Raw genomic sequence first — 26,928 nt, forward strand, 5'->3', positions numbered from 1 at the left:
TAGCGCCGGCCCGGAGGCGTCAGTTCTGCGCCTGCTGGCGGGCGCGATAGTCCTCGACCAGCCGCTTGGCCTGGTCACCGGCGCGCTCCTGCCAGCTCTGGAACAGCGTGTCGCCGGCCGCCTGGAGCTGTTTCTCGAGTTCGCCCTGCGGCTCGCTGATGGTGATGCCGTGTTCCTCGAGGGCCTCGGCGCTGGCCGCGCGGTCCGCCTTGCTCATCTGCCAGCCACGGCGCTCGGCCTGCTTGGCGGCATCGAGCACGGCCTTCCGGGACGCCTCGTCGAGATGGTCGAAGGCGCGCTTGTTGACGAACACGATGTTCTTGGGGAACCACAGGTTGGCGTCGCTGAAGTTCGAGACGTAATCCCAGGCGGCCATCGACTTGCCGGTGGAGACCGAGGTGATCATGGCATCGACGCGGCCGGTGCTGAACGCGGTGGGGATGTCGGCCTCTTCGGTCTCGGTGGGGTTGCCGCCGAGATTCTCGACGAAGCGCTGGGTGTTGATGTTGGGGGCCCGCACGCGCAGCCCCTTGAACTGCGAGGCATCGGTCAGCTCGAAGTCGGTGTAGATGCCCTGCGACGGCCAGGGCACGGCGTACAGCGGCATCAGGCCTTCCTTGGCGAACAGCTCGGTGATGATCGGCTTGGAGGCCTGCCACAGGGCGTAGGCGTCTTCATAGCTGTTGGCCAGGCCCGGCAGGGTGTCGACCTCGTAGATCGGCGACTCGTTGGAGAGCGTCGAGAGGAATATCTCCCCGGCCTGGACGGTGCCCCGGCGGACCGACGGCTTGATCTCGGCGTGCGAGATCAGCGAGCCGCCGCTGTGCACGGTGATCGCCAGTTCGCCATCGGTGGCCTTCTCGACGTCCTCGGCGAACTGCTTGGTGTTCTTGGTGTGAAAGCTGGCATCGCCGTAGGGCGTGGCCAGGTTCCACTGCTCGGCGGCCAGGGCGGGGGTGGAGACGGCGGCGGACAGGGCGCCGGCGGCCATCAGCACGGCCAGCGGAGACAGCGAATGACGCATGGCAGAGACCTCGTGTTGTTGTTGAAAAGGTGCCGAGTCATTCTTCCGGCGCCCGCGGCCGAGGGTCAAATCGTTAATTCTTATTCCCAGTATCGGCCCAGGCTTTCACCTGCGGCAGGCTGGCATCGTCGGCATGATTCCGGTCGTAGTCGGCGGCGCATTGTCGCGCCAGATGCGCCACGCTGCGGCTGAAACGGGGGTAGCTCGCCGCCCGCCATACGGTCTCGTAGACCATCGCCGGCAGGGGCCGCGGCAGGGCCAGTCGTGCCAGTTCGCCGCGGCGCACGCTGTCGGCGACGGTGGAAACCGGCAGAACGCCCACGCCGAGCCCTTCGATGCTCATCCGGGCGATGGTCATCAGGGTGCTGGCGCAGTGGATCTTGGGGGCATCCATGCCCTGCTCGGCGAGATAGGCGACCAGTTCGGTATAGGGCCGGGCCTGCTTGGAAAAGGAGATGAACGGCAGGGCGCCCGGCCCCTCGGCGTGCAGGCGCTCGACGTGCTGCGGGGCGACGAACATGCCCATCTCGTAGGTGCACAGCGGCGTTTCCTCCACGGCCAGGCCCGGCGCCACGCCGTCCATGGCGAACAGCATGTCGAGATCGTTGTCGGCAAACCGTTGATGCAGCTGGGGGGAGATGTCGACGGTGAGTTCCAGGGTCAACTGGGGATAGCGCTCGGCGAGACGGCGCATGAAATCGGGAAACCAGCTGTTGGCGATGGTCTCGATGATCCCCAGGCGCAGGGTGCCGGAGAACGCTTCCTCGTTCTGGAACAGGCGCAGGGCTTCCTCGCGGCTTTCCAGCAGGCGTTCGGCATGGGCGAAGAACTCGCGCCCCCGCAACGTGGGCTGGATGGGGCGAGCGCCGCGGTCGAGCAGCGACTCGCCGACCGCCGACTCGAGCCGGTTGATGCGGTCGGAAATCGACGGCTGGGTCAGGTGCAGCCGGGTGGCGACCTTGCGAAACGAGCCCAGCCTGACGACCCAGACGAAGGCCTCGAGTTCCTTGAAGTCGAAGGTCATGGGCCGCTCAGGCCTTCTTGAACAGCTGCGTCTCGCGATCCTTGAAGGCCTTGAATTCCAGGGCGTTGCCGGAGGGGTCGTAGAAGAACATGGTGGCCTGTTCACCGGGCTCGCCCTTGAAGCGCACGTAGGGCTCGATCTCGAAGGCCACGCCGTTCTCGCGCAGCTTGTCGGCCAGTGCCTGCCAGGCGTCCATTTCCAGCACGATACCGAAATGCGGCACCGGCACGCCGTGGCCGTCGACCGGGTTCTTGTGACTGGCGACCGGGGTGTCCCTGAGCGCCGGATTCAGGTGGCAGACGAACTGGTGCCCGTACAGGTCGAAGTCGACCCAGGAATCCGAGGAGCGGCCCTCGGGGCAGCCCATGAAATCGCCGTAGAAGCGGCGGGCCTCGTCGATGTCGCGGACCTGGACGGCGAGATGGAACGGATCGCTGACGGCCATGGTGGAATCCTCTTGCGTGATTATCGTTGGGAGTGATGGCTTAAAGCTCATTTCAAAGCCGGTAGACGGGATGGGCCACCCGACGACAAGGCTTCGCGAGGGCGCTGTAAACCCTTCCTTGGGCGCTACCTTTGCCATCCATGGCAAAGGGCCCTCGCTTCGCCTTGTCCCCGGCACCCGATTTGGAAACTAACTCTTAGGATTCTTCCCCTCGCCGGCGCGCATCGTCAACGCTTTTCGTGGCTCGCCCGGCCATGAAAAGTTCCGTCGATATTGGGCATCACGAAAAACGATTGGACCCGCTTCCTGGCGGTTCCTACAGTGGAAAACCCGGCGTTGCACCGCTTCATGACAACAATGACGAGGAGACTGCATGCCCCTTCCATTACTCAACTGCGACATGGGCGAGAGCTTCGGCAACTGGACGCTGGGGCTCGACGACGAGGTCATGCCGCAGGTCGACTGTGCCAACATCGCCTGCGGTTTTCATGCCTCCGACCCCATGGTCATGCGTCGCACCGTGGCGTTGGCGGTGGCCAGCGGCGTGCGAATCGGCGCGCATCCCGGCTACCCGGACCTGCAGGGCTTCGGTCGGCGCTCGATGGCCTGCTCGCCGGCGGAGGTCGAGGCGATGCTGCTCTATCAGATCGGCGCGCTGGCGGGCATCTGCCGCGCCGAAGGGGGGCGCGTGGCCTACGTCAAACCCCACGGCGCGCTCTACAACGACATGGCCCGCGATAGCGAACTGCTACGCGCCGTGATGCGTGCGGTACGCGCCTTCGATCCGGAACTGCCACTGCTGGTGATGGCCACCGCGGATCCGCGACCGACGCGGGAGCTGGCCGCGGAAATGGGCGTCACCCTGTGGTTCGAGGCCTTCGCCGATCGTGCCTACGACGCGAAGGGGCATCTGGTCTCGCGCCGCGAGCCCGGCGCGGTGCATCACGACCCGGCGACGATCGTCGATCAGGCGGTGCGCCTGGCGCGCGGCGAGGCGCTCGTCGCCAACGACGGCAGCGCCCTGCAACTGATCGCCGATACCCTCTGCGTGCACGGCGACAACGCCGAATCGGTGGCCGCGGTGCGCGCCATTCGCGACGCCTTCCGGGCGCTGGAGCGCGCATGACACCACGACTCGAGACGGTGGGCATGGATGCGTTGATCGTGCGCCTCTTCGACGCCATCGACGAGGCCAACATGCCCTGGCTGACCGCCGCCGACAGCGCCCTGCGCGCGGCCTTCGACGCGGCGCTGATCGATCTGGTGCCCTCCTATACCACCCTGCTGGTGCAGTTCGACGTGGCGCGACTCTCCCACGGCGAGGCGCGCGCCCGGATCCTGGAAGCCCTCGATGGTCTCGAGCCGGCGAGCAGCCAGCAGGGGCAGCGTCACGTCATTCCGGTGTGGTACGACGCCAGCGTCGGCCCCGAGCTTTCGCGGATTGCCGAGCGCCTCGGCGTCGACGAGCAAACCGTGATCGATCGGCACTGTGCCCGCGACTACTGTGTCTTCGCCCTGGGCTTCGCGCCCGGCTACGGCTTCATGGGGCTGGTCGAGGAAGCGCTGGCCACGCCGCGGCTCAAGACGCCGCGCCAGACGGTGGCCGCCGGCAGCGTGGGCATTGCCGACCGGCAGACCGCGATCTATCCGCTGCGCTCGCCGGGCGGCTGGAACATCCTCGGCCGCAGCGCGGTGACGCTGTTCGATCGCGAACGCGACGGCTACAGCCTGCTGCGTCCCGGTGATCGGGTGCGCTTCGAGGCCGTCAGCCGCCAGGCATTCATCGACCAGGGCGGCGACCCAACCCCGCTGGAGGAGCGCCAATGACGCGTGAAACGACTCAGGGGTTGCGCGTCGAGCGGGCCGGCCCCCAGGCGCTGGTTCAGGACGCCGGGCGCTTCGGCGTGCGCCATCTCGGCGTGACCCAGGGCGGGGCGCTGGACTGGGTGTCGATGGGCTGGGCCAACTGGCTGCTCGGCAATCCGCCGGATGCCGCGGCGCTGGAGATCGCCGTCGGCGGGCTGGAACTGCATATCGAGACCAGCGGCCGCCTGGCGCTGGCCGGGGCCGATCTCGACGCCACCCTCGACGGTCATCCGTTGCCGCTCAATGCCGGTTTCGAGGTCGAGGCCGGCCAGCGGCTGGCCTTCGCGCTTCCGGTCAGCGGCCTGCGCGCCTATCTGGCGGTGCCCGGCGGCATCGACGCCGAGCCGGTGCTGGGCAGTGTCGCCAGCGTGGTCCGCGAGGGCCTCGGCGGCCTGGACGGGCGGGGCCGCGCGCTCGAGGCCGGCGACCGCCTGGGCTGGCGCGGTGCCGCGGGGCCCGCGCGCTACCTGCCGCGGGGCGTCGTGCTGCCGCCCTCCGCCGGGACGCATCTGGCGCTGGTGCCGGGCGCGCAGATCGCGCACTTCACCGGCGAGAGCGTCTTCGCCGCCTTCAACAGCGACTGGCAGGTGGACACCCGCGCCGATCGCATGGGGGTCAGACTGACCGGCCCCGAACTGACCTGCCGGCTGACCGGGATGGTCTCGGAAGGCATTCCGCTGGGCGCCGTGCAGGTGCCGGCCGACGGCCAGCCGATCGTGCTGCTCAACGACCGCCAGACGATCGGCGGCTATCCGCGGCTCGGCGCACTGACGCCGCTGGCCTGTGCGCGGCTCGCCCAGTGCGCCCCGGGGGAGACCCTGCGACTGGCGGCGCAGACGCCGGACGCGGCCCGGCGGGCGTATCTGGCGCAATGGGCCCATTGGCAGTAACGTGCCCCGCTATCGGCGGGGAATGAGAATGATTCGTTGACGCAGGCGGCGTTTTCCTCAATGGTGTGCGCCTCACCCGCTATCCATCGAGGTCCGCATGGAGCTGCTGCGCGTCGTCTTCCGCGATCACCGCTGGCCGTTCATCGGGGTCATGCTGCTCAGTCTGGCCAGTGCCGGGCTGGGCATCGGCATCATCGCCTTCATCAACCAGCGGCTGATCGCCAGCACCGATGCCGCGCTTTCCGCGTTGCCCGGTTTCCTGGGGTTGCTGGTGCTGTTGCTGGGGGTGTCGCTCGGCTCCCAGCTGGCGCTCACCACCCTGGGGCACGATTTCGTCTATCGCCTGCGCGGGCGCTTGATCAAGCGCATTCTCGACACCGACGTCGAACGCCTCGAATCGCTGGGCAGCGCCCACCTGCTGGCCAGCCTGTCGAGCGACGTGCGCAACGTCACCGTCGCCTTCGTGCGCCTGCCGGAGCTGGTCCAGGGGGTGATCCTGTCCGTGGCCTCGGTCGTCTATCTCGGCTATCTCTCGAGCGCGATGCTCGCCGTCACCGCGCTGTGGGTGCTCGTGACCCTGCTGGTCGGCTGGTGGATGGTGTCGCGGGTCTACGCCCATCTGCGTCACGTCCGCGACGCCGAGGACCGGCTCTATCAGGACTTCGAGGCGGTGATCGACGGGCGCAAGGAGCTGGCGCTCAACCGCCACCGCGCGCGGCGTCTCTATCATGAGGTCTATGACCTCGACGCCCGGGACTATCGCCACCACGTGATCCGCGCCGACACCTTTCATCTCAGCGCCAACAACTGGGCCAACATCATGATGCTCGGCGCCATCGGGGTGGCCTTCTACCTGGCCAATGGCCTGGGCTGGGCGGACACCACGGTGGCGGCGACCTATGCGCTGACCCTGCTGTTCCTGCGTACGCCGCTGATCCAGGCGGTGGGGGCGCTGCCCACGCTGCTCAGCGCCCAGGTGGCCTTCGACAAGCTCGAGGCGCTGGCGCTCGCCGAGGCGCAGCCGGGCTTCGTGCCCGGCACGGTGAAGGACGACTGGCAGACACTGGAACTGCGCGACGTCACCTATCGCTATCCGAGCCGCGGGGAGACGCCCGGGTTCGAAGTGGGGCCGATCGACCTGACGCTGCGGCGTGGCGAGCAGATCTTCCTGATCGGCGGCAACGGCAGCGGCAAGTCGACCCTGGCGCGATTGTTGACCGGGCTGTATCGGCCGCTGTCCGGCGAGATCCGCATCGACGGCGAGCCGCTCGCGCCCGAGCAGTGGCCGGCCTACCGGCAGTACTTCGCCAGCGTCTTCACCGACTTCCATCTCTTCGATCAATTGCTCGGGCCGGGCGGCGAGGCGGCGGATGCCGCGCTGCTCGATGCCTGGCTGGAACGGCTGGGCATGCGCGAGAAGCTGGAGTTCGTCGACCGGCGGGTGACGTCCACGCAGCTTTCCCAGGGCCAGCGCAAGCGTCTGGCCCTGCTGCTGGCGATCTGCGAGCAGCGCGACGTGCTGCTGCTCGACGAATGGGCCGCCGACCAGGACCCGGTCTTCCGCCGGGTGTTCTATCGCGAGTTGCTGCCGGCGATGCGCGAGCGCGGCCTGACGGTGTTCGCGATCAGCCACGACGACAGCTACTTCGTGCACGCCGACCGGCTGCTGGAGATGCGCGACGGCCGGCTCGCCGAACTCACCGGCGACCAGCGCGAGCGCGCCACTCGCGACGCGGTCTCGCGCATCGAATAGTCGGCGGCCGCGCAGGAAGCCGTGCGGCGAGGACAGGCCGGGAAGCCGGATGACTTTTTCAGTTGTAGTAGCTAATGACAATCCTTATCATTTTCTTCCACAACTAGAAAACATTCAGACGATCATCCGAGGCCTTTCCCATGCCCCCATTCCCGATTCCGGCCGCCAGGCCAGCGCGGCTGCCGCTGGCGGTCCGCCATGCCCTGGGCCTGACGCTGCTGACCCTGCCCGTGGCCACCTTCGCCCAGGACGCGGCGGATGCCGCTGGCGATCCCGACACCATGGTCATCAGCGCCACGGCCCTGAAGGTCGCCACGCCGCTGGTCGAGACACCGCGAGCCCTGTCGTCGGTCGACCGTGACGAACTCGACGAACGCAACGTGCAGCGGCTGGACGAGTCGCTGCGCTACCGCTCCGGCGTCCTGTCGGGCCAGTACGGCGCCGATAACAACACCGACTGGTTCAAGATCCGGGGGTTCGATCAGGCCACCTATCAGGACGGTCTGCGGATCTACCGCACCGGTTACTACCAGTGGCTACCCGAACCCTACGGGCTGGAACGCGTCGACGTCTTCAAGGGACCGGCGTCGATCCTCTATGGTGAAGCGCCCTCCGGCGGGCTGATCAACGCCGTCAGCAAGCGCCCCACCGCCGAGCGCCGCGGCGAGGTCGAGATTCAGGCCGGTAACCGCCACCATCGGCAATTCGCCTTCGATACCTCGGGGCCGGCCACCGAGAGCGGCGATGTGCGCTATCGCCTCGTGGGGCTCTACAAGGAGCGCGACGGCGATCTGGACGGCACCGATAACGAGCGCTACTACATCGCGCCGAGCCTCGAATGGGATATCTCCGATGACACCCGACTGACGGTGCTGACCAGTTTCCAGAAGGACGACGGCGTTCCCGTCAATCCGTTCAAGCTGGCCTACGGCACGCTGGAAGACACGCCCTTCGGCAAGGTCGACCCCCGGACCAACTACGGGGCGCCCGACTACGACAAGGACGAACACACCCAGACGGCGCTCGGCTACGAGTTCGAGCACCGTTTCGATGACACCTGGCAATTCGAGCAGGACTTCCGCTACAGCCATCTGGACCTGGACCTGCGCAGCACCTACATGGACTTCGCCACCGGCGATGGCCGGACGGCGTATCGCGGTCATCTGCAGCGCAAGGGCGATATCGATAGCTTCACCATCGATAACCGCATGGTCGGCAAGTGGTATACCGAGCGCACGGAAAACACCCTGCTGCTGGGGGTGGACTATCAGGACCTGAGCCTGGATGGCCAGGAGTTCGACGATTATGCCTACGACATCGTCGACATCTTCGACCCCCAGGGGGACATCGTCGCCGTTCCCGGCGATCGCTTGACGCGTCGCCAGATCGACAAGGATCAACTGGGTCTCTATGTGCAGGATCAACTGCGCATCGACGATCGCTGGGTGCTGCTGGGCGCCGTTCGCTACGACCACGCGGACGTGCGCAACGTGTCCGAACGCGAAGACACCACGGTCGACGAGACCCAGGCGGCGACCTCCTGGTCCGGCGGCGTGATGTATCTCGGCGCCAACGGCCTCAACCCCTATCTCAGCTATACCGAGTCCTTCCAGCCGGAGGCACAGACCAATACGGCCGGGGCGATCTTCGAGGAGATCAAGGGCAAGCAGTGGGAGCTGGGCGTCAAGTACGCGCCATCGACCTGGGATGGCTATGTGACGGCGGCGGTATTCGACATCGAAGAGTCGAACTCCTTCGCCACGACACCGGCCGGCTACCAGACCCAGGAAGGGGAAAGGACCTCCACCGGCTTCGAAGTGGAGGGCGTGGGGTATCTCACCGATGCGCTCAAGCTGACGGCGGCCTATACCTACACGGATGCGCGTGACGAAGACGATGAGCGTGCCGGGCTGATCCCCCGCCATATGGCGTCCGCGTGGCTGGATTATGACTTCGAGGGCACCGCCCTGAACGGCCTGAAGATCGGTGCGGGCGTTCGTCATGTGGGCGAGTCGATCGATGGCACGTCGCGCGCCACGGTGCCCGACTACACCGTGGGCGACGCCATGGCCAGCTACGCGTTCAACCGCCACTGGACGGCCCAGGTCAATGTCAACAACGTGACCGACGAGGAGTACGTGGCCAGTTGCGACTACTGGTGCTACTACGGCGAGTCGCGCAGCGTGATCGGCAGCCTGAAGTACCGCTGGTAGCGGGCCTTCAGTGACGCCGTGACGGCAAAAAGCCCGGTCGATGACCGGGCTTTTGCGTGGTGCGAGACATCACCGAGACGATCAGTTGTTGCCGTCCATGTTGTCCGCGGCGTCATCCGCGGCCTGCTGGGTTTTCTCGCCGGCCTTGTCGATTGCCTGACCGGCATCCATCAGCAGCTCGGAGGTCGCGGCCTTGGTGTTCTGCCAGGCGCTCTCGGCGGACTGCTTGGTGTTCTGCCAGGCTTTCGCGGTCGCCTGCTTGGTCTGATTCCACCAGTCGTTGGTGTACTCGGGCTGCTGGGTGATCTCCTGTTCGGTCAGGTCGACGTGCACCTTGTACTCGATGTTGTCGAGATCGTCGCCATTCTCGGTCTCGACGGTGAAATGGCCGGTCTGGATGACGTACTGCTTGGAGCCCATGTCGAGCAGGTTGCCGGTGTCGATCACCAGCGCCTGAACCTGCATGTTGTCGTCGAGCAGCACGTCCTCGACGTCGCCGATCTCCTCGGAGGGATTGTCCTTGCCGTAGACCTCGGCGTCGGTCAGCTCGTCGGCGGAGTAGAGGCCCTGCGGGGCCGCCGTGGCCGCGGTGGCCAGGGTCAGACCGCCGGCGAGCAGCGCGGTGAGAATCGCCTTGTCGAGGGGCTTGCGCATAGCCATATCGTTGCTCCTTGTGAAAATTCCGTTTCGTGGATGTCGCCTCGTGTCCTGAGGCGCCGATGCAGCGACCCGCGGTGCGGGAGAGGCGTCCCGGAAGCGGCCGGCCCTGGCCGCTTCCGGAATGGCGTAACGTTGCCTCACATTCTGCTACGTCGTCTTTCTCAACATAGGGGTTGGCGCAGATATTTCAACCGCTTGGCGACGATTCGTCGATGTGGGTGGTTCACAGCAACAGGCCCTGGGCGTCGAGCGCCGCGACACCGCCGAGTTCGATGGCCAGGTCGGCGACCCCGTCGCCGTTGACGTCGCCGTGCAGGGTGTCCTCGTCCAGGCGGAGTTCGCCGGCACGACCGGTGAATCCCGCCTTGTCGCGCCAGACGAAGGCCTGATCGCCGTCGCGGGTCAGGTCGGCATCGATGCCCGACAGGTCGATGACGTCGCCCTCGTCCAGGGAGAAGCCCTCGATGCGTGCCGGGGCTTCGGGACCGGCGGCCTGCAGCGTGCGGAACACGAAGATGTCCGCGCCGTCACCACCGGTGTGGACGACGGGCCCGGAAACCCCACCCGGGGACACCTCGCCCTCGACATCCAGGTTGGCGAGCGGCGTCTTGTCCGCGTCATAGGTCTTGTAGGCGAAGCGCCAGGTCTCGCCGGGGGCCAGGCTCAGCGGCTGGTCGTCGCCGATCACGTAGTGGCCGGCCGCGTCGTCGGCGACGATCTCGGCGTTCCACAGGCTGCTGAGGCCGGAAGGCAGGTCGAAGGCCAGGGTGACGTCGTCGAGGGTCGCCGCGGAGGTGTTCTCGACGAACACCTCGCCGACATAGCCGCTGCTCCATTCGCTCTTGATATGCGTGGTGATGCTCGTCACGGCATCGGCGTCGAGGGCGTCGCCCGGGTTGGCGTCGGTGGCGAAGAGGCCCTCCGTTTCCAGCGTGGCCGACCGGCCGTTGAGGGTCAGCGCCTCGGGCAGCAGGGATTCCGCGGCATAGGCCTTGAACGAGAAGGTGATGCTCTCGCCGGGCGCCATGACCGTGGTGGCGCCCTCGTAAGCGACGGTATAGCGGCCATCATCGGCGCTCACCAGGCTGGCGTTGTAAAGCTGATCCAGGTCGGTATCCAGGTCGAAGGCGATCGTCGGATCGACGAGGTCCTCGTCGCCATGGTTGGTCACCGTCACGCGCATGACGTAGCCGGTCGACCAGCGATGGACCGGGGTCAGTTCATAGCCGAGGGCGCCGGCATCGTCGCCATCCGCCGGCGGGGCCGGGATCTCGATAGTGTCGTCGGGCGCCGGGGCGTCAAGCGGCGGCTCGACGGGAACCTCGGGCGTGGCATCGGGGCCCGGTTGCTCGTCATGGACGGGCATGGGGGCGGGCTGGGCATCGCCGTCGCCGAGAATCGCTTCCGGGGAGGGCGTGACGAAGGCCTCGCCCTGGCGGACCTCGCCGGTACGCAGGTCGAGTACCTTGCCGTCGGCGAAGTAGGCCGCTTCCATGTCGATCAGCGTGTCGTCCGTGCCGGTGCCGTCCACGCGCCAGTGGCCCGCGGCATTGCGCTCGAGGGTGTAGGTCGCCAGGGCCTCACCGAAGAGTGCGATATCGAATCCCTCGCCACCGTCGAGAAGGTTGTCGCCCCAGCCGTCGCCGCCGCGCAGGATGTCGTCACCGGCGCCGCCATGGAGGCGGTCGTCGCCCAGCCCGCCGTCCAGATAGACGCCGTCGTCGGAGCCGTGGATCACGTCGTCGCGCCGTGAACCGATCAGGTAGTCGAAGGTGACCCGGTTGGTTGACATGTCGGTAATGGCGCCGAAGCTTTCACCGCCCGAGTTGGTCCACAGCGAGGTCGACATGCCGTCGTTGGCCTCGGTACGGATCGAGCGTTCGACGTGAACCGTGTTGTGGTGATCCCGCCCGCCGTGGAAGTTGATGTCCCGGTCGGTCGACGAGACGTGAACGTCGTTGCCGACCGAGGAGCGCCAGGAGGCGAACAGCACGCTGTGGCGCATGCCCGAGTCTTCCAGGTGGGTCAGGGTGCCGTCGTACATCTCGCGCAGTTCGTAGGCATAGCCGATGCCGCCGCTGCCCTTGTTGAAACTGCCGTGGGCGCCCAGTGCCTCGGCCTCGAGGTCGAGCGAACGGGCGAATTCGAAAGCGGTGCCCGGCCCGTTGATCACCTGGATGTCGTCGAGGCGGGCATCGGTCGTGGCGTCGAACTTGACGGCCTGGTAATCCTTGAAATCCGACAGGGTGTTGGCGAACTTGCCCGGGTCGGGCTCGCCCAGTTCATAGCCGATCGAGAAGCCTGACAGGGACACCTTGTCGAGGGCATCCATCTTCTCGATCCTGGCCTCGCCGCCCGCGAAGGTGAAGTGAACGCCACGGTCCAGGGTGACCTGATCGCCGTCGACGGCCACGACCTTCGCCATGCTGGTGCGTAGCGGGGCGTTGTACTTCTGCCAGGAGTCGTCGCCGATCTCGGCGAAGTACTCGGCGGTGTTGTCCTGCCAGAGACGCACCGTGTCGCCGACGGTCAGGCCGTGATCGGCGGCGAGATCGAGGGTCCGGCTGCCCTCGACGGCATCGCTTTCCAGTTGGCCGGCGAAGCGGGTGTTGCCGCCCGCGACGAGAATGCCGGTGTCGGCATCGTTGTCGAGCGCCTCGTCGGTGAAGACGATGCGGGTCGCGTCGGAGCCGGCACCGGCCAGGGTGATGTCGGAACGCGAGACGGTGATCGAATCGTCGAAGCGATAGGTTCCCGCGCCCAGATGGATAGTGGCACCCTCCGGCGACTGGTCGATCAGCGCCTGCAACTGCGCGGCGGTGATGTCGGCATCGACCGTGATGTCGTCGGCGAGGGTATCGCCGCCCCCCGAGATGAGATCGCCGATGGCATCGATGAGATCGCCGATGTCCGAGAAGAGGCCGCCGTCGTCCTCCGAAGTCGGTTCCTCGACCGGCTCGGGGCGGGCGACCGCGTCATCGTCGGTGGTGGTCAGCGCATGACCGTTGAGGGTGAAACCGTCGGGTCGTTGCGGAGCATCGCTGGCGACCTTGAACTTGAAGCGAACCGTATCCCCCGGCGCGATGGTGCTGTCGCTGCCGGTTTCACCGATCAGGTAGCGATCGGCATCGTGCGAGGCGATCGAGGCGCTCCAGATATCGGTGATGGTGCCGGGCAGATCGAAGCCCAGGCGGTAATCCTCGATGGGGCTGTCGCCGTTGTTGGTGACGAAGATTTCCATGACGGCGCCAGTGCTCCACTGACTGTGGGTCTTTACGTCGATCGATGCATTCATGATGACCACCTGAAGAAGACATGACTCACCTGGCATCGCTCGCACCGAAAGGGGCGGGCAATGTCCTCGCTTGGGTTATCGAGAGGCGCTACCGCAAGAGGCCGGAGACGGCGAAGAGAGAGCGGCAGAGGGGCAGTCAGTCGCCCAGTGGAACTTCCATGGAATGCATACCTCGCAACCGAAAAAGACTATCGGCGTTCATTAGAGAAGCTTTAATGAAGAAAATTATCCCTATTTGTCAACTTGTAGGGATTTGTCAGTCACGGGTAACCGGCAGGGGCGTTAGAACGCCTTTCACAACCGGTAGACGAAGTAGGCTTCTCCGGTGGCAGGGCGTCGCGAGGGCGCTGTAAACCCCTCCCTGGGCGCTACCTTTGCCATCCATGGCAAAGGACCCTCGCTTTGCCCTGCCCCCGGCGCCCATCATCAGAGGATTTGGAAATGCGTTCTTAGTCGCGTGGGAGGAGAGGCGGCAGCGAGATGGTGGGAGCCTAGAGCTTTCGCAGCCCCCACAGGAAATACGCCCCACCCACCAGCGAGGCGACCAGCCCGGCGGGAATCTCCTGGGGGAACAGCCACTGGCGCCCCAGCCAGTCGGCGACGACCATCAGCAGGGCACCGACCAGCGCCGCGCCGAGCAGGTGGTCGCGGGCCCGCGAGAAGCCCAGCAGACGCGCCAGGTGGGGGGCCAGCAGGCCGACGAACGACAACGGGCCGACCACCAGGGTGGCGCAGGCGGTGAGCAGGGCGACCAGCCCCAGCAGCGCCAGCCGGGCGCGGCCGACCGGCAGGCCCAGTGCCTGGGCGGTGGAGGCCCCCAGCGGCAGCAGGTCCAGCCAGCGGGCGAAGGGCGCCGTCGCGGCGGCGAGAAGCAGCGCCAGGACGACCACGGCGAGCGCCGAACCCGGGCCGACGTAGTAGGTCGAGCCCGACATCCAGGCGATCACCTGCTGACCGCGCGGGTCGCCGCCGGCCAGGACGAAGCTGCGCACGGCCTCGAACAGGGCGGTGACGGCGACGCCGGTGAGCAGCAGCGGCTCGGGCCGAAAGCCGTGGCGGCGGTTGAGCGCCAGCAGTATCAGCAGGGTGACCAGTGCCGCCAGGGTGCCCACCGCGAGCAGGCCGAGCGGGCCCATCGGCGGCAGCAGGTAGATCGCCAGGATCAGTCCGATCGCGGTACCGCCGCTGATGCCCAGGACCTCGGGGCTGGCCATGGGGTTGCCGGTCAGCCGCTGGATCAGCGTGCCGGCCAGCGCCAGCAGCACCCCGGCGCCCGCGGCGGCGAGGACCCGGGGCGCGCGCCAGGCCAGGGCCGGCGCCTCGCCGGGCAGGCTGAATTGCCAGCCGTCGGCACCCTGGCCGAGGCACAGCGCGACGACGCCGGCGAGCAGCAGCGCCACGCCGAGCAGCCCCGCCCGGCGAACGGGCGCGGGATGACGCCGCACGGGGGCGCCGGTCGAGACCGCCGGGCGCTGCCCGCTCAGGCGCAGGCGCGGCAGCAGCCACAGCAACAGCGGGGCGCCCAGCGCGGCGGTGGTCGCGCCGGTGGGGATCAGGGTCGGCAGCGCGCCGGAGACACGTTGCAGCAGCAGGTCGGTGGCGGTGAGCAGCAAGGCGCCGAGCAGCGTCGCCCACAGCAGCCGCGCGCCGAGGCGGCGTGCCCCGAGCAGGCGCACGATGGCCGGCGCGGCCAGGCCGATGAAGCCGACCACGCCGAGCACGCTGACCACACAGCCGGTGACGAACACCGCCAGGCCCAGCCCGGCCAGGCGCAACTGCTTGAGCGAGACACCCAGGCTCCTGGCGTTGGCATCGTCGAGTTCGAGCAGGCTCAGCGGGCGCAGCAGGGCGGCGGCCAGGGCGGCGGCGATCGCCAGTCGCGGCAGCAGATAGACCACGCCGTTCCAGTCGGTCTGCGCCAGCGAACCGGCGCCCCAGATCATCAGCCCCTTGAGGGCCTCCTGGTGGAACAGCAGCAGCACCATGGCCAGCGCGCCGCAGTAGAGATTGACCACCAGCCCGGCGAGCACCACCACCATTGGCGCCAGGCCGCGTCGCCAGGCCAGCGCGAACACCAGCCCCATGGCCAGCCCGCCGCCGGCGAGCGCCACCCATTCGCGGCCGCCGACGAGCAACCCCGGGGCCAGCAGCGTGGCGGCGAGCAGGGCCAGGTTGGCGCCGCTGGCCACGCCCAGGGTGGTGGGCGCGGCCAGCGGGTTGCGCAGCACCTGCTGCATCAATACCCCGGCCAGTGCCAGCCCGCCGCCGCCGAGCAGCGCCATGGCGAGCCGCGGCCACCAGCTGAAATGGGCGACCCACTGGGCCTCCCGGCCGGCTTGCGGGGCGACGAGCCCCTGCCAGGCGGCGTCCAGGCCGATCCCGTCGTGCAGCGTCAGACCGGCCAGCGCCAGGGTCAGCAGGGCGAGCAGCAGGCAGGCGCGCGCGGGCGTCAGCCGGGGGTGGAGAGGCGAGCGGGCGGCGATCACTTTCATGAGTCGCGGCTCCGTGATGCCTCGAGCGCCGGGACGAGCTGTTCGGCGAAACGCTCGGCCGAGGGCAGGCCGCCGAAGCTCCACACCGGCGGCAGGTGCAACACCCGACCCTCCCGGACCGCGGCGAGATGCTGCCAGAGGCCGTTATCGGCCAGCGCCTGCTCGACCCCCACCGGCAGCGGATCGACGACGACCAGTTGGGCGTCGATGCCGGCGAGCGCCTCCAGCCCGACCAGCGAGAACCCCCAGGCGTTGGTGGTGCCCTGCCAGGCGTTGTCGAGGCCGAGGCGCTCGGCGACCGCCTGATAGAGCGAATGCTCGCCGAACACCCGCACGTGGCGGGCGTCCATGAACTGCACCATGAGCAGCGGCCGTTCCCCCTCGGGCAGCCGCTCGCGCAGATCGGCGATGCGTGCCTCGGTGGTCGCGATCAGCCGTTCGGCGGCCTCGGGTCTGCCGCCGAGCCGGGCCAGCTTGCGGGTGGCCGCCAGCAGGTCGGGCCATAGCGCGTCGCTGCCGGCGTAGAGGCTCACCGTGGTGACCGGGGCGATGTGCGAGAGGCGTGGCTCGAGGCTGGCGAACATCGGCGAGATCAGGATGCGGTCGGGGTCGAGATCGGCGAGCAGCTCCAGGTTGGGCTGAACGCGCAGGCCCAGATCGACCACCGTGTCGGGCAGTGACGGCTCGGCGACCCAATCGCGGTAGGCCGCCGTCTGGGCGACCCCCTGTGGCGGCATGCCGAGTGCCGTCAGCGTTTCGGCGATGGTCCAGTCGAGGGTCACCAGGCGCGGCGCGGCGGCCGCCGGCCCCGCCAGCAGGAGCGTCAGGACCATGAGCCCGACGAACCACCGGCAGTGATCCCATGAATGTCGTGGTCGGGGCGGCGAGGAGCGGTAAGCGAGACGGCCGACGGGCAGTCCGGGCCCACGGGTAAGCGCGTTGACCATCAATTCAGCACGGCGATCGGATGATCCCCGCCGGGGTGCGTCATCACGTGCATGGGGATGCCGTAGATCGCTTCCAGGGTGGTGTCGCGCATCAGGGTGTCGGGCGCGCCTTCGGCAAGCAGCCGCCCGCTGTGCAGTGCCACCAGATGGTCGCAGTAGCGTGCCGCCATGTTGACGTCGTGGAGCACCACGATCACCCCCAGGTTCAGCTCGTGACAGAGCCGGCGGATCAGTGCCAGCACCTCCACCTGGTGGGCGATGTCGAGCGCCGCCAGCGGCTCGTCGAGCAACAGGAAGCGGCTTTCCTGGGCGAGCAGCATGGCCAGCCACACGCGCTGGCGCTCGCCGCCGGAGAGGGTGTCCACCAGACGGTCGGCGAAGGCCTGGGTATGGGTGAGTTCGATGGCGCGCTCGACCTGTTGGCGGTCGGCGTCGCTGGTGCGGCCGAGCAGGCCCTGCCAGGGATAACGCCCGAAGCCCACCAGTTCACGGCCGGTCAGCGCCTCGGCGCCGGGCAACTGCTGTGGCAGGTAGGCGACCTGGCGGGCGAATTCGCGATTGCCCCAGGCGTCCAGCGGCCGACCGTCGAACTGGATATCGCCATCGCTCGGCGCCTGCTGGCGCGCCAGCAGCTTGAGCAGCGTCGACTTGCCGGATCCGTTGTGGCCGATCAGGCCATAGACACGACCTTCCTGAAAGGTGAGGTCGGTCGGCTCGAGCAGGCGTTTGCCGTTGACCGAGAAACTGGCGGCGTTGACGTCGAACATGGCGGTATTCCCCGCGGGGCTGGCAGGTCGAGACGCAATCCTAATAGAAATACGAATGCGTATCAAAAAGTGCCGAATCCGAACGTCCGGCCCGCGGGGTGGGCCGGACGGCATCGGTTGGGGCTCAAGCCATTCCTAGAAGCGATAGCTCAAGGTGGCGCGCACATTGCGTTCGGCACCGAAGTAGCAGTATTCCAGCGAGTTGCACGAGGCGATGTATTCCTCGTCGAGCAGGTTGCCGACGTTGAGACGCGCCTTGACGCCCTGGAGACCGACCCGGCTCAGGTCGTAACCCAGCGTGGCGTCGACCAGGGTGTAGTCGGGGACCTGCTCGGTATTGGCGCGATCGGCCTGGATGTCGGCGTAGTAGCGCACCCCGAGCCCGGCATCCAGGCCGTCGAGCGCACCCTGGTCGAAGCGGTAGTTGCCCCACACGCTGGCCTGGTGGCGCGGCGCGTAGATCGCCTGGTTGCCTTGCTCGCCCGGCACGTCGCTCCTGGCGTAGCTGATGTCGGTGTAGCTGTAGCCCGCCTGCAGGCGGAAGTTGTCGGTGACGTGGGTGCGGGCCTGGAGCTCGACGCCCCGGGACTCGATCTCGCCGACGGAGCGATACGGATCGGTGGGCTGCTCCTTGGTCGCGACGTTTTCCTGGTCGATGCGGAACAGGGCGATGCTGTAGCGGTCCCGGGTGCCGGGGGGCTGGTACTTCATCCCGGTCTCCCACTGCTCGCCCTCCATGGGCTCCAGCAAATCGCCGTCGGCGTCGACGAAGCTGGTCGGCGTGAAGGCGGTGTTGTAGCTCAGGTAGGGCGCGACGCCGTTGTCGAACAGGTAGAGCATCCCGGCACGACCGCTGAACTGGGTATCGTCCAGGGTACTGTCGTTGCCGGTGAGGTGATCGGTGTTCTCGATGTCGACCCAGTCATAGCGACCGCCCAGGGTGAGGCGCCACCGATCGATCGCCATCTGGTCCTGCAGGTAGACCCCGGTCTGGGTCAGCGCGTGGCGTTCGTCGTTGGTGACACCGATCTCCCCGATCGGCTCGGCGCCGTGGTGGGGGTCGAACGGGTCGATGGCCGGAAAGGAACCTGAGGTCCATACCACGTCGTTCTTGCGGTGCTGGTAATCCAGGCCGGCCAGCACGGTATGCTCGATGCCGCCGCCGCGGAAATCGGCTTCCAGCTGGTTGTCCACCGTCCAGGCCTGCAGTGATTCGCGACCGCCGGAGTAGTAGCGTCTCAGCTCGTTCGACTCGCCGATCCAGCCGTACTGGTAGACCTGATTCAGTTCCACGTCGGCATTCAGGTAACGCAGTTTCTGACGCGCGGTCAGGCTGTCATTGAAGCGATGCTCGAGGTCGTAGCCGACCATGCGCTGGTAGCGCTCGAAGGTGTCGTAGTCGTCCTCGCCGTCGAAGAAGGTGTTGTCGATCTTGCGACCGTTGTGGGAGACCGCCGAGCCCTCGTAGGGCACGCCGGAGTGATAGCCGCCCTCCGGGTCCTTCTGCAGGTAGGCCATCAGGGTCAGGCTGGTGTCGTCGGTGGCGTCCCAGGTGATCGAGGGCGCGATAGCGTAGCGCTTTTCCTCGATGGGGCCGAACTGGGTGTCGGCCCGGCTGGCCTGGCCGACCAGCCGGTAGGCCACCCGGCGTTCGTCGTCGAGCGGGCCCGAGACATCGAAGCCGGCGCTGCGCTGGGCGTTGTCGCCGATCGAGAAGCGCAGCTCGCGGTGGTCCTCGAACAGCGGCTTCTTGCTGGTCAGCGCGACCAGGCCGCCGGGCGAGGAGCGGCCATAGAGCACCGAGGCCGGTCCCTTGACGATCTCGACGTTCTCCAGGAAGTAGGGATCGATCACCATCGAGCTGTAGCCGTTGGCGTCGCCCATCACCTTCAGGCCATCGAGGTAGGTGTTGCTCAGGCTGCCGTCCGAGAAGCCGCGCATCACCAGGTAGTCGTAGCGGTTGGAGGCACCGACCTGGTTGGTGTAGACCCCGGGGGTGTACTGCGTCGCCTCGCGCAGCGTGCGCACGCCGCGTTCGTCCATTTCCTCGCGACCGACGTTGGACACCGATTGCGGCGTCTCGAGTGCCGGGGTCTCGGTCTTGGTCGCCGCCTGGCCGGTGACGGTGACGGTATCGAGCGTCGCGGCATCGCCGTCGGGGGATTGCGCGGCGGCGGTGAGCGGCAGCAGCGATGCACCGAGCAGCCAGGCGGTGGTCGGTCGGCGGAAGCGATGGCCCTGCATGAAGACTCCTTGTGTCGGATGCCGGTTATTCTGTTATTGAGAATTATTCACTGTTGAGATCCGCTTCGCCTATGCCGGGCGCCGAACCGGCTATGCCGGATGCCGGTATCGGCTGGACACGGGAGCTTTCGGGGATGCCGGGTGTCGCGGGGCAACATCATGGGGCTTCAGGGTGGCGGGAGTTTCAGCCGATCTCGCTGGGCGAGACCCCATAGCGCTGGCGGAAGGCGGTGGCGAAGTTGGTGGCATGACGATAACCGACCTGAAGGGCGACCTGCTGGACGCTCAGACCCGCGCGCAGCTGGCGGTGGGCCAGTGCCAGGCGGCATTCGCGCAGGTAAGCGAAGACCGAGCGGCCATAGGCCAGGCGAAACTTCTCGCGCAGGGTGCTGGGGCTCATGCAGGCCAGTTCGGCCAGCGAGGCCAGGGAGTGCGGCTGGCCCGGCTGGGCCTCGAGCCGTTGGCGCACGCGATCGAGCAGGCGCCGATCGCGCCAGGGCAGGAGCGCCGGCGATTCAGTGGCTCGCGGCCACTGGGAGACGCCGCAGGCGAGCAGTTGCAGGGCGAGGCCTTCCGACAGCAGGGTCCCGGCGTCGCCCGGCGGCGGGGCGTCGAGCCAGTCGCCCAGCGATCGATGCAGCCCGGCGGGAATCGACAGCCGCCACATGCCGGTCGCCGGCGCCTCGAACGGTGCCCGGGCCAGCGCCGCCAGGCGCGGGTCGCCGGCGAGCGCGTCCGCCGTGAGCGTCAGGTTGACGGCGCGCACCCGGGGTTGGGCGACGTGCCGGGCACGCAGCGCCTGATCACGGCCGTAGGCCAGTACCAGCCCGTCGCCGGCACTGATCGCTTGGCGGTGTTCATCCAGGGCCAGCTCGGCCCGACCTTCCAGCATCACGATGATCGACAGGTGCGCCGGCGCGTCCCGCCGGGCATGGGTCTCGTAGGTGCGATGCACGACCAGATCGGAGCCGACCAGTTGGCAGCCGCGTCCGGGGCGATGCTCGTCGACCCGGCCTTCGGCGATCGTCAGTTCGTCACCGCACCGATCGTCCGGAGCCACGGGAAAGCGGTGCGTCAGGTGATAACGCCGCTCGTAGGCGGTGAAATCGGCAATCGTCAGCCGCCGGGGTGTGGGCGTCGCGGCGTGAGTGGCGGTCGCGGGGGATGACATGGGTTCGACGATCTCCTGTCGCCATGGCCGTGCCGCGCCATCAGCGGGCGCGCACGTCTCGGGACACGGGAATGGTCTGAGAATGATAATCGTTTGTTGGAGGAGCGCCAATAGCGCCACCGCTCGTGCCATGCTCGCCGGCAGGGGCGCGGCGTCAGGCGGGGATGGTGATCAGGCTGAGCAGGTGATCGCCGAGCCGGCCGACCTGCCCGGTCAGGTACGTTCCCGCCGGCCAGTCCGGCGAGAGCGAGGCGAGCAATTCCAGCGTCGCCGTGGTCATCGCCTCGTCACGCGCGACGAGCCGGGCATCCTGGAAGTAGAAGCGCACGCCCACCAGCGGAAACAGCGCCTTGAACAGGCTTTCCTTGAGCGAGAAGACCTGGGTGACGAAGATGCCACGATCCGCCGGGTCCATGGCGGTCAATCGTTCCCTTTCCCCGGGGGTGAGGATCTGCGCGGCCAGCCGCTCGGCCCGCTCGGGATTCATGGGCAGCTCGGCGTCCAGGCCGAGGCCGCGCCAGGCAGAGCGCCTGGCGACGATGCTGGCGGCCAGGTCGCCGCTGTGGGTGATCGAACCGACCACGCCCGCCGGCCACGCGGGCGCCCGGCTGGGCGTGCTGCCGGGGACCGTGGCACGTCCGGTCAGCCGGTGCAGCGCGGCGTGGGCGCACAGCCGCCCGGCGAGGTATTCCAGCTGGCGCTTGGGAGCCGCGCCACGCACGCTGTCGGGTGGCTCGACCGGCCCGCCGGCCCAGGGCTCGGGCATGAAGCGCTCGCGCTGAAAGCGCAGCCCCATCCAGTGGGCCCCCGCGAGCGGCTGTGGCCATGGCCAGTCGGGTAGCCAGGGCCCGCAGCAGCCGGGCAGGGGCGTGTTGGTGTCGGCCATGCGACGTCGTCAGCGATCGATCAGGGTGGCGTCGAGGCGGATCGGCACCTCGTCGCCGATCTGCTCGTAACCCAGCAACATCAGGACCGAACGCGCATTCTGGTCGCTCATCAGCGCCTGGCCGTCGAGCACCACCCGCTGCGCGTTCTCGACGTGGATGGTGTCCGTCGACTCACGGGTGAAGCGCATCTCCAGCGGCTCCTGACGGTTCCCCTTGTCGCTCTGCACGCGCAGCATCAGGGTCTCGGTCAGCGATTCCCCCACGCCCAGCGCATCGAGCCGCGACGGCGGAAACTGCGTGACCACCGTGGCCAGCGGGGTGTCCGCCAGGCCCGAGAGCCAGGTGGGCAACTGACCCAGCTTGTCCATCACGTCGGTCTGGTTGAGACGCAGCGGCAGGCGCAGGGTGCCCTCGCCGCTCAGGTCGCCCTGCAGACGGCGAACCCGGTGGGTATGCGGCACCGGACCGCTGGGGGTGATCTCGACGATGGTGGCGGTGACCTGGGACTGATCCGGTGCCAGTTGCCAGGCCGCCTGGGCGGGCAGCGCGGCCAGCAGCAGGCCGGCCAATCCGGCCGCCGCCAGGCAGCGGCGTGAAAGCGCAGAACGCGCGTGAGCGAAGCGGACATCCATGCCGATTCCTCCCTGGAAGGGTACGCAGCGAGAATACCAGCCGGCTGCTGGTCTCAGCCATTGGCATTCGCTATCATACCGCCCGCGTTGCACGGGCCTATAGCTCAGCGGTTAGAGCAGGGGACTCATAATCCCTTGGTCGCAGGTTCGAATCCTGCTGGGCCCACCACTCGTCTCCTGATTAATCATCTTGCTTACTGCCTTGATAGGCCCTATAGCATAGGCTTGGTGAGCAGCGAATACGGTTAGTTTGACCAATCTTTTCAGTGTGCCCTTTGGAGTGATGCGACGGTGCCCCCATTGGTAGAAATGTCGCGTCTACGTGTTGCCGAACGAGTTTCACACGGTGGCCATGATATACCGCTGAAAGATATTCAACGTCGATTCCCACGCAGTTTGAATAATCTTTTAACGCTGTATGCTCCCCTGGTCAGCCGTACACGGTGCTTTATGAACGGCGGGGGCACACTGGAACCTGTGTTCGAACAGTGCGGTGCAGATCGGCATATTCTTGATGACAGGTTGTTTGATGTTCTCGTCCAGGAGGCAATCCATGAATCCGCTCACACCTGATACCCAGGAAATGCTGGATAGTCTGCGCGCCACCGTGGCTGAGACTCTTGATCGCAAGCGTCGACTTGGCCACTACGTTGTTATTTGGCAGGACGATAAGCCTTTACTGGTTGGCGAGGATGCCCCTGATCAAGCTGATGACCAGGCACACGACGAGCAACTGCCTATGTCGCGCTAGACATGCGATACGGCTAGGAATTCATCGGTCTGCGCTTTCTGGAATCCCTGGGGCATCAGCCCCGGAAGGGTGAAGGCGTATCCAACCTCGGCTATGACCTCATCGAAGGGGACTGCCTGACCCAGGTGAAGGCGATCACTCACGAGAATCAGCGTGGTCGCAGCGTGCGCCTGACACCTGGCTGGACTCAGCTCCTGCTGATCGAGCTGGGTGAGCACTACCGGCCCGAGCGTATCGGCTGCATCACCCTCGAGCAGCATCGCCAGGCCATGGCGGCGGGCTTCGCCCGCACCGAGACGCCACCAGCGGGCTCTGGAAATGGCAAACTGGTCGGCTCGCTTAGGGCTCTAGCAACGCTGATGACGCGCGCCGAGGTTTAATTTTTTCGATAAAAGCGGCAATAGATGGCGATTTCATGATTGAAGATAAACCGCTGTGGTTTATTCTTCACACTGAAGACGGAATTTAAGGCCGCTTTTTGACGTGAAAATAAACCAGCTGCTGCACAAGATCCCGTATGGCGCCGTGGTGACGACCACCTGGCTGGCATCACACGGCGTCACCTCAGATCAGGCGCGTAAGCTGGCCGGCAGTGGCTGGCTGCAACGCGTGGGGCACGGCGCCTACTGCCAAGCGGGGGAGCCTCTTACCTGGGAGAGCGCTGTCTTCGCCCTGCAGACGAGCGACGACACGGAGATGCCACCGCTTTGGCCGGGTGGTCAGACGGCCCTGGCACTGCATGGCTTTGCCCACTATCTGCCCATGGGGGAGAGCACAACGCACCTGTATGGCAAGGAAGCCGTTCGGCTGCCCCGATGGTTGAGTGATGCCGATTGGGTAGGGCGGATGGTGCTTCACTCTGAAAAGGGTCTGCCAGTGCAGCTTCCCGGTAGCTTCACTGACTACGCGCCGGATAGCAGGGCCTTCAGCTTGCTGATATCGACCCCAGAGCGAGCGGTCCTGGAGTGGATCGCTGTGACGCCGAATGCGCTGCTATTCGGCAGCGAGCTGGTGGATACCTTCAGCGGGCTCAATACGCTGCGCCCGCGCCGGCTGCAGGCATTGCTGGAGGGGTGCCGTTCGGTGAGAACCAAGCGGGCCTTTCTGGTGCTGGCTCGCCACGCCGGGCATGCCTGGTACGGTCGTCTGGAACCACGTCGACTGGACCTCGGCAAAGGAAAGCGGCAGCTCTGCCAGGGCGGCAAGCTGGACAGGGAATTTCACGTGACGGTGCCGGAGGCGTTCTTGCATGCCGATTGAAGCTCGCTACCACGAACAGGTCAGTCTGCTGGTCTCACTGCTGCCTTTTCTCAATGACGAGCCGTGCTTTGCTCTCAAGGGGGGCACGGCCATCAACCTCTTCGTTCAGGCATTACCTCGCCTATCGGTCGATATCGACCTGGCCTACTTGCCGCTGGGCCCCGTGACGAGGCACTGCGACGCTGTCGCGAGGCGCTGCAGCGACTGGCAGGGACTTTTAGCGCCCGACTGCCAGGCGTGCGAGCCGAGCTTCAGGATAATCGCCGAGATGAGCTGAGGATCCTGGTGCGCCGAGGGCGTAGCCAGGTGAAGGTGGAGGTATCGCCGGTGCTGCGTGGCACTCTGCACCCGCCGCAGGAGCGCGATGTCGTGGAAGCCGTGGAGGACGAGTACGGCTTTGCTGCGGTGCAGGTGGTGTCACTGCCGGACCTGTATGGCGGCAAGATCTGCGCCGCGCTGGATCGCCAGCACCCCCGGGACCTTTTCGATGTGAAGCTGCTTCTGAACCAGGGCGGCCTCGATCGAAGCGTATTCGAAGGCTTCCTGGTCTATCTGCTGGGGCATCCCAGGCCCTTGAGCGAAGTGATCAACCCTCGGCTGAAACCGTTGGACGACGTCTACCGACAGGAATTTGTCGGGATGGCCAGGATTGATCTTCCTTTGCAGGAGCTGGAGAGCGTCCGTGATGAGCTGCTGTCGCGGCTGGGGCAGCTGATGACGGATGAAGATGTTCGCTTTCTGCTGGCCTTCAAGCAGGTGGCGCCTGACTGGGCGCTGCTTCCGCTGCCGGACGTCGATCGGCTGCCTGCCGTGCGCTGGAAGCTCGCCAACATTAATAAGATGCATTCGGACAAGCACCGTCAATCACTGGAGCTATTGGAGCAGGCCTTGGGCAGGCTTCGCCAATGATGCGGCGTACACTAGCGGTTTAATGGCCTAAGTAGACTTCTCCTCATATCCTTTAAACGCTAGGCTGTTACGCATAATTACGCTACGCGCAGGGGATGATATGGCAACAGCAGGGAAGCTCTGTTCCAGTGGAACATCACCAAGGCCATGTCTGCCGGCGGCTGGGAGTACGTCAGCGAGCTGGAGTTGACCCATTACCGCCTGACCAAGCGTGAGGAGAAGCGCCTGCGCCTGGAGGAGGCCGAGGGCGACTACGGCCTTACCCCTGTCAGTGAGGTGGGATCCGGCAAGCCCCACGACCCCGAGAAGCAGCGCCTGGCCGAGATCATCGACCGGCTAAACGATCTCTACGGCGCCGAGGTCAGCGACGACGACAATCTGCACTTCGCCCGCGACTGATCTTGCCCAGCAGCAGTGGACACCCCGTTAAGGCAGTACACTGAGACGAGGTGACCCATGGCAAGGCAAGCAGCTTCGATGAAGAAGACCCGTACCCGCTACTCCCAGGACTACAAGGCCGAGGCGCGAGGCGCTGGCACTCGCCGACCGTGTTGGCATTAGTGCCGCCGCCCGAGAGCTTGGCCTTCAGTCCAGCCAGCTCTACCAGTGGCGAGCCAAGGCCCAACAGCAGCAAAGCGCTTCAGCACGTGAGCAAGCGCTGGCCGACGAGAATGCCCGGCTCAAGCGGCAACTGGCCGAGAAGTCGGAAGAGCTTGAAATCACAAAAAAGGCGGCCGCGTACTTCGCCAAACACCTCAAGTGAAGTACGCCTTCATCTACCAGCATCGTCAGGCATTCAGCATCCAGCGGATGTGCGGCGTTCTCGGGGTGGCTCGCAGTGGCTACTACGCTTGGCGACAGTGTGGCGGTGAACCGTCCCCGAGACGCCGCCAGCAGGCGGTTCTCGACCAGCGAGTGGCCGAGGCCTTCAAGCGCCGGAAGGGGCGCTCAGGCGCCCCCAGATTGGTGCCGGACCTGGCCCAAGATGGCTTGGCGGTGAATCGCAAGACCATCGCTGCCAGCCTGCGACGCCAGGGTCTTCGCGCCAAGGCGGCGCGCAAGTTCAAGGCAACGACGAACTCACGACACTCGCTGCCGGTGGCACCCAACCTTCTGGAGCAAGACTTCACCGCCACGGCGCCGAACGAGAAACGGGTTGGCGACATCACCTATCTGGCGACCGGTGAAGGATGGCTCTACCTGGCGGTGCTGATCGATCTGTTCTCACGCAAGGTGATCGGCTGGGCGATGAGCGAGCGAATGACTGCCGACCTGGCCGGGGACGCGCTCCAGATGGCGTTGTGGCGCCGTAAGATGTCCAAGAAGGTCGTCCGTGGCCAGTACTGTTCGACCCTGTACCAGTCGCTGCGGACCCGGCGCGACCTCCAGTCAGTGCATAAAATGAGTGCCAGGGGCAACTGCTACGACAATGCCTGTGCCGAGAGCTTCTTCCATAGCCTCAAGGTTGAGGCGATCCATGGCGAGCGATTCGAGACCCGGGACGCCATGCGGCGGCAAGTGTTCGAGTATATCGAGATGGACTACAACCGGCAGCGCCGGCACAGTGCGATTGGGATGATCAGCCCGGAGGCCTTCGAGGCCCGAATGATCGCTTAGATCGGTGTCCACGATTGCTGGGTAAGATCACAGGCGCGGAAGACGCTCAAGCAGACAGGGACGGATACCGACTAGCCGGAA

General features: G+C 66.5%; 21 protein-coding genes, 1 tRNA gene and 2 pseudogenes. 12 read left to right on the plus strand and 12 right to left on the minus strand.

Annotated elements, in window-relative coordinates; translation table 11 throughout:
* Nucleotides 1–19: 19 nt before the first annotated feature.
* The 3 genes from KGR00_RS00980 to KGR00_RS00990 form a co-directional block, all read right to left on the minus strand.
* A complete protein-coding gene (locus KGR00_RS00980; RefSeq protein WP_224418046.1) occupies nucleotides 20–1,024 on the minus strand; it encodes a TRAP transporter substrate-binding protein in 1,005 nt (334 codons plus the stop codon).
* Nucleotides 1,025–1,097: 73 nt separating this feature from the next.
* The gene (locus KGR00_RS00985) at nucleotides 1,098–2,048 is read right to left on the minus strand and encodes a LysR family transcriptional regulator (RefSeq protein WP_129140272.1); all 951 of its coding nucleotides are present in this window, start codon (nucleotides 2,046–2,048) and stop codon (nucleotides 1,098–1,100) included.
* A 7-nt stretch (nucleotides 2,049–2,055) separates the two neighbouring features.
* Nucleotides 2,056–2,493: a VOC family protein gene (locus KGR00_RS00990; RefSeq protein WP_224418045.1), complete on the minus strand. Its 438-nt coding sequence runs from the start codon at nucleotides 2,491–2,493 to the stop codon at nucleotides 2,056–2,058.
* Between the two features lie 373 nt (nucleotides 2,494–2,866).
* Between KGR00_RS00990 and KGR00_RS00995 the strand changes: the two genes are divergently transcribed.
* The 5 genes from KGR00_RS00995 to KGR00_RS01015 all read left to right on the plus strand — a co-directional run bounded on the left by KGR00_RS00995 (nucleotide 2,867) and on the right by KGR00_RS01015 (nucleotide 9,215).
* Nucleotides 2,867–3,619, plus strand: coding sequence for a 5-oxoprolinase subunit PxpA (locus tag KGR00_RS00995; protein ID WP_129140274.1), 753 nt, complete (start codon nucleotides 2,867–2,869; stop codon nucleotides 3,617–3,619).
* Nucleotides 3,616–4,320 (plus strand): 5-oxoprolinase subunit PxpB, encoded by a 705-nt coding sequence (gene pxpB, locus KGR00_RS01000; RefSeq protein WP_224418044.1) that lies wholly within the window; start codon nucleotides 3,616–3,618, stop codon nucleotides 4,318–4,320. Before KGR00_RS00995 ends, pxpB begins: the two co-directional genes overlap by 4 nt.
* Nucleotides 4,317–5,249 (plus strand): biotin-dependent carboxyltransferase family protein, encoded by a 933-nt coding sequence (locus tag KGR00_RS01005; RefSeq protein ID WP_224418043.1) that lies wholly within the window; start codon nucleotides 4,317–4,319, stop codon nucleotides 5,247–5,249. The genes pxpB and KGR00_RS01005 overlap by 4 nt, the downstream gene beginning before the upstream one ends.
* 97 nt (nucleotides 5,250–5,346) lie before the next feature.
* On the plus strand, nucleotides 5,347–7,002 hold the full coding sequence (locus KGR00_RS01010; protein WP_129140277.1) for a multidrug ABC transporter permease/ATP-binding protein: 1,656 nt from the start codon (nucleotides 5,347–5,349) through the stop codon (nucleotides 7,000–7,002).
* A 140-nt stretch (nucleotides 7,003–7,142) separates the two neighbouring features.
* Entirely contained in the window at nucleotides 7,143–9,215 is a 2,073-nt protein-coding gene (locus KGR00_RS01015) for a TonB-dependent siderophore receptor (RefSeq protein ID WP_224418042.1), read from the plus strand.
* An 81-nt stretch (nucleotides 9,216–9,296) separates the two neighbouring features.
* Here KGR00_RS01015 and KGR00_RS01020 read toward each other — a convergent pair whose 3' ends face one another.
* The 9 genes from KGR00_RS01020 to KGR00_RS01060 form a co-directional block, all read right to left on the minus strand.
* Entirely contained in the window at nucleotides 9,297–9,875 is a 579-nt protein-coding gene (locus KGR00_RS01020) for a PRC-barrel domain-containing protein (protein WP_224418041.1), read from the minus strand.
* A gap of 223 nt (nucleotides 9,876–10,098) precedes the next feature.
* A complete protein-coding gene (locus tag KGR00_RS01025; protein ID WP_224418040.1) occupies nucleotides 10,099–13,170 on the minus strand; it encodes a cellulose binding domain-containing protein in 3,072 nt (1,023 codons plus the stop codon).
* A gap of 491 nt (nucleotides 13,171–13,661) precedes the next feature.
* Complete coding sequence (gene fhuB / locus KGR00_RS01030; protein ID WP_224424100.1) at nucleotides 13,662–15,662, minus strand: Fe(3+)-hydroxamate ABC transporter permease FhuB; 2,001 nt, start codon at nucleotides 15,660–15,662, stop codon at nucleotides 13,662–13,664.
* A complete protein-coding gene (locus tag KGR00_RS01035; RefSeq protein ID WP_224418037.1) occupies nucleotides 15,659–16,495 on the minus strand; it encodes an iron-siderophore ABC transporter substrate-binding protein in 837 nt (278 codons plus the stop codon). The genes fhuB and KGR00_RS01035 overlap by 4 nt, the downstream gene beginning before the upstream one ends.
* A 113-nt stretch (nucleotides 16,496–16,608) precedes the next feature.
* Nucleotides 16,609–17,376: an ATP-binding cassette domain-containing protein gene (locus KGR00_RS01040; RefSeq protein WP_129140283.1), complete on the minus strand. Its 768-nt coding sequence runs from the start codon at nucleotides 17,374–17,376 to the stop codon at nucleotides 16,609–16,611.
* Nucleotides 17,377–17,511: 135 nt separating this feature from the next.
* On the minus strand, nucleotides 17,512–19,620 hold the full coding sequence (locus KGR00_RS01045) for a TonB-dependent siderophore receptor (RefSeq protein ID WP_224418036.1): 2,109 nt from the start codon (nucleotides 19,618–19,620) through the stop codon (nucleotides 17,512–17,514).
* A gap of 184 nt (nucleotides 19,621–19,804) precedes the next feature.
* Nucleotides 19,805–20,791, minus strand: coding sequence for a helix-turn-helix transcriptional regulator (locus tag KGR00_RS01050; protein WP_224418035.1), 987 nt, complete (start codon nucleotides 20,789–20,791; stop codon nucleotides 19,805–19,807).
* 154 nt (nucleotides 20,792–20,945) lie between these two features.
* Nucleotides 20,946–21,677 carry a 4'-phosphopantetheinyl transferase superfamily protein gene (locus KGR00_RS01055; RefSeq protein WP_224418034.1) on the minus strand — a complete coding sequence of 244 codons (732 nt, stop codon included), beginning with the start codon at nucleotides 21,675–21,677 and terminating at the stop codon, nucleotides 20,946–20,948.
* A 9-nt stretch (nucleotides 21,678–21,686) separates the two neighbouring features.
* Nucleotides 21,687–22,310, minus strand: a complete 624-nt coding sequence (locus KGR00_RS01060; RefSeq protein WP_224418033.1) for a hypothetical protein — start codon at nucleotides 22,308–22,310, stop codon at nucleotides 21,687–21,689.
* 93 nt (nucleotides 22,311–22,403) lie between these two features.
* Between KGR00_RS01060 and KGR00_RS01065 the strand changes: the two genes are divergently transcribed.
* From KGR00_RS01065 to KGR00_RS01095, 7 genes and pseudogenes are all read left to right on the plus strand, one after another.
* Nucleotides 22,404–22,479: transfer RNA gene (locus tag KGR00_RS01065), tRNA-Ile, on the plus strand.
* A 384-nt stretch (nucleotides 22,480–22,863) separates the two neighbouring features.
* Nucleotides 22,864–23,061 (plus strand): hypothetical protein, encoded by a 198-nt coding sequence (locus tag KGR00_RS01070; RefSeq protein ID WP_224424101.1) that lies wholly within the window; start codon nucleotides 22,864–22,866, stop codon nucleotides 23,059–23,061.
* Nucleotides 23,062–23,186: 125 nt separating this feature from the next.
* Nucleotides 23,187–23,441 (plus strand): hypothetical protein, encoded by a 255-nt coding sequence (locus KGR00_RS01075; protein ID WP_224424102.1) that lies wholly within the window; start codon nucleotides 23,187–23,189, stop codon nucleotides 23,439–23,441.
* Nucleotides 23,442–23,544: 103 nt separating this feature from the next.
* Nucleotides 23,545–24,321 (plus strand): type IV toxin-antitoxin system AbiEi family antitoxin domain-containing protein, encoded by a 777-nt coding sequence (locus KGR00_RS01080; protein ID WP_224418030.1) that lies wholly within the window; start codon nucleotides 23,545–23,547, stop codon nucleotides 24,319–24,321.
* A pseudogene (locus KGR00_RS01085) lies at nucleotides 24,311–25,230 on the plus strand (nucleotidyl transferase AbiEii/AbiGii toxin family protein). Before KGR00_RS01080 ends, KGR00_RS01085 begins: the two are co-directional and overlap by 11 nt.
* A gap of 147 nt (nucleotides 25,231–25,377) precedes the next feature.
* The gene (locus KGR00_RS01090; protein ID WP_224418029.1) at nucleotides 25,378–25,629 is read left to right on the plus strand and encodes a hypothetical protein; all 252 of its coding nucleotides are present in this window, start codon (nucleotides 25,378–25,380) and stop codon (nucleotides 25,627–25,629) included.
* 57 nt (nucleotides 25,630–25,686) lie between these two features.
* Nucleotides 25,687–26,847: pseudogene (locus KGR00_RS01095) on the plus strand (IS3 family transposase).
* Nucleotides 26,848–26,928: the final 81 nt, after the last annotated feature.

The sequence above is a fragment of the Modicisalibacter sp. MOD 31.J genome, from assembly GCF_020147985.1.
In the GTDB taxonomy this organism is placed as follows: Bacteria; Pseudomonadota; Gammaproteobacteria; order Pseudomonadales; family Halomonadaceae; genus Modicisalibacter; species Modicisalibacter coralii.